General features: G+C 37.3%; 4 protein-coding genes and 1 pseudogene. 4 read left to right on the forward strand and 1 reads right to left on the reverse strand.

Annotation, left to right across the window (positions count from 1 at the left end; genetic code table 11):
• The first annotated feature begins 292 nt into the window (after positions 1-292).
• From ARSQ2_RS12660 to ARSQ2_RS05855, 4 genes and pseudogenes are all read left to right on the forward strand, one after another.
• Positions 293-537: pseudogene (locus tag ARSQ2_RS12660) on the forward strand (IS630 transposase-related protein).
• A gap of 75 nt (positions 538-612) precedes the next feature.
• Positions 613-876, forward strand: a complete 264-nt coding sequence (locus ARSQ2_RS12665; RefSeq protein ID WP_238334338.1) for a hypothetical protein — start codon at positions 613-615, stop codon at positions 874-876.
• Between the two features lie 2 nt (positions 877-878).
• The gene (locus ARSQ2_RS12670; RefSeq protein ID WP_238334339.1) at positions 879-1067 is read left to right on the forward strand and encodes a transposase; all 189 of its coding nucleotides are present in this window, start codon (positions 879-881) and stop codon (positions 1065-1067) included.
• Positions 988-1431 carry a hypothetical protein gene (locus ARSQ2_RS05855; RefSeq protein WP_181994685.1) on the forward strand — a complete coding sequence of 148 codons (444 nt, stop codon included), beginning with the start codon at positions 988-990 and terminating at the stop codon, positions 1429-1431. The genes ARSQ2_RS12670 and ARSQ2_RS05855 overlap by 80 nt, the downstream gene beginning before the upstream one ends.
• A 400-nt stretch (positions 1432-1831) precedes the next feature.
• Here the strand turns inward: ARSQ2_RS05855 and ARSQ2_RS05860 are convergent, their stop codons facing one another.
• Positions 1832-2269, reverse strand: coding sequence for an antiterminator Q family protein (locus ARSQ2_RS05860; protein ID WP_181994686.1), 438 nt, complete (start codon positions 2267-2269; stop codon positions 1832-1834).
• Between the last annotated feature and the right edge of the window lie 127 nt (positions 2270-2396).

The following is a 2396-nucleotide window of genomic DNA, read 5'->3' on the forward strand; positions in this document are numbered from 1 at the left end:
CATCTAATACACTTCCCTGCGCAAGCAAGGTTTGAAAGAGCTTGATATCGTCGGTTGACTGGGTAAATACAAAAGAAGCGTTGAAATACCAGATTGTCTCGATTTGCTGACCATTACCGTACTTGCGACGCTATAAGTTCACTTAACTGAGCATATATCTGATTGATAGCAATTTTTACTACTGAGCAAAAGTAATAACCAGCTGCTGCTTACTATAGCTAAGCGACTTAATTTTGATGACGTTATTTATATGAGCTATTCAATTGATTTTAGATGTAAAGTGATATTTACGATGGAAGAAGAAGGCTTGAGTATCCGAGAAACAGCGAAGCAATTTCGGATTGGCTCTGCATCTGTATGGCGTTGGATTAATCAAATAGAGCCAAAAGCACATCGACTACGCGTCAGCGAAAAATCGATAAATTCGAGTTGATAAAAGATGTTGAACAATATCGAGATGCTTACGAAAAAGAGCGAGCAGCGCGTTTTGGCGGTTGTCAGAAGGCCATTTGGCAAGCTCTTAAAAAATGGGATTGACCTATAAAAAAAACTCTACGTCATCCGAAAGCCGACGAAAACACTCGACAAACGTTTCAACAAAAAAAAGACAGTATGAAAAAGAAGGCAAGCATATTGTTTTTATTGATGAAAGTGGTTTTTCACACGATACCCCGCGGACTCACGGCTATTCCCCGAAAGGCCAACGGTGTCTTGGTCTCAAGAACTGGGGAGCTAAAGCAAAAAAAATGTTATCGGCGCTTTATTGGGCACAACGCTGTTTGCATCGGATTATTTGATATCAATATTAACAGTGATGTTTTCTATGCATTGGTCACCCAAGTCTTTATCCCAGAGTACTTCCTAAAAACAGTGTAATCATGATGGATAATGCAACTTTTCACAAGAAACAAAGTATTCAACAAGTCATGATCGATGCGGGGCATATGGTGGAATATTTGCCTATCTATTCGGCAGATCTTAATCCAATTGAACATAAATGGGCACAAGCTAAATGTAAAAAAGAGCGCTCGGATGCGACACAGATATTTTGTTCGCAGTCAATATAGTGTAATCAAAATTAAGTCGCTTAGCTATACTGAGAAACGAGTGATTTATCAAAGTAGAGTGATGACGCAAGAGCATCAAATTATACAGCTATTTTGTAGGCATTTAATTATGCCTGAAAGTCCTTTTATTGAAGATAATCTTTATGCGCTTACGCAGTTTATTTTGTTTTTACAATCAATTGATTATCAAATAAAAACAAATTATCCAAAAGTTGAAAATATATTTATGTCCTTAGTGGAAGGATTAATTAATGGAGAAATATATCAACAGAGAAAACAGCTAACGTCCTCAGTCGGGCATCAGTTAAAGTTTTCTTTATTATTGATTATGTCACGTTTTTTTACTATAGCTGGGCGACTTTAAAATGATTACAAGTAATTACTCTATATCAGTAAATTTATCTTGGAGAAAAACTTATATTTTGTAATCAAAATTAAGACGCTTAGCTATATATTTTGTTATCTTGTTTTTACATAATGAAAATCGCATTATTTCTGACATATAACATGCTTCCTTTTTCTGCTAGAGAATAAATTAAAATCGTTGTTTCATTGAAAGAGTGCACCACCTCACAGTAACCAATTGATTTAAATATAGATTTATATTTTTTGGTTTGAATTTTTCAGATACTTTTTTACTGTAGTGGTCAACTAAATTTGGCCATTACATAAAAAGTAGAACTATGGGGTAGCAAAACAACTTGTGCATCAATTTAATAGAAAAAAGTAGTGAGCGGATAGTTCTATCATGCTAAATCACCCACTCATAGCACATTAACAAACTTTTTGCGGACCGCACTAATACTTTTTTTTGCCGAATAAATTTTAACCTCCGGGTCCATGTCTAATTGCACAGCGAGCAGGGATAAACAACCATCAATAAATCCTTCTGCAATCTGTAATTTTGCCCGAATTAGTCTTTCATCCACCCGACGTCGGCGAGCGATAGCCCGCTTCGAATAACCCTTGACGTAATACGCAATAATCAGGTTGAGCTCTTCGGGCTGGCGCACTTTTTGCAATTGCAACACGCAATTATCGATAATCCGGCCATCATCATCCGAGCACGAAGGGCGAAGGGAACGGCGTAAAGGGAGCAACCCCTTAAAACCCGCGGCTATTGGCGACCAGTCGACACCAGTATTGTTATCACTTGCCCAGGTTCCCCATCGTTCTAACACTTGTTGAATATCTCTGCGCATCATCACTCCTGCTGTACAATTTCTCAAATGGTGATAATCAGTTTTCCACCTTTAACGATTTCCTTTCGCTCGATATGCAGTACATCTATAGTTAAGCGACTTAATTTTGATTACACCATATTGAGTG

The organism is Arsenophonus endosymbiont of Bemisia tabaci Q2 (genome assembly GCF_902713415.1).
GTDB lineage: Bacteria > Pseudomonadota > Gammaproteobacteria > Enterobacterales > Enterobacteriaceae > Arsenophonus.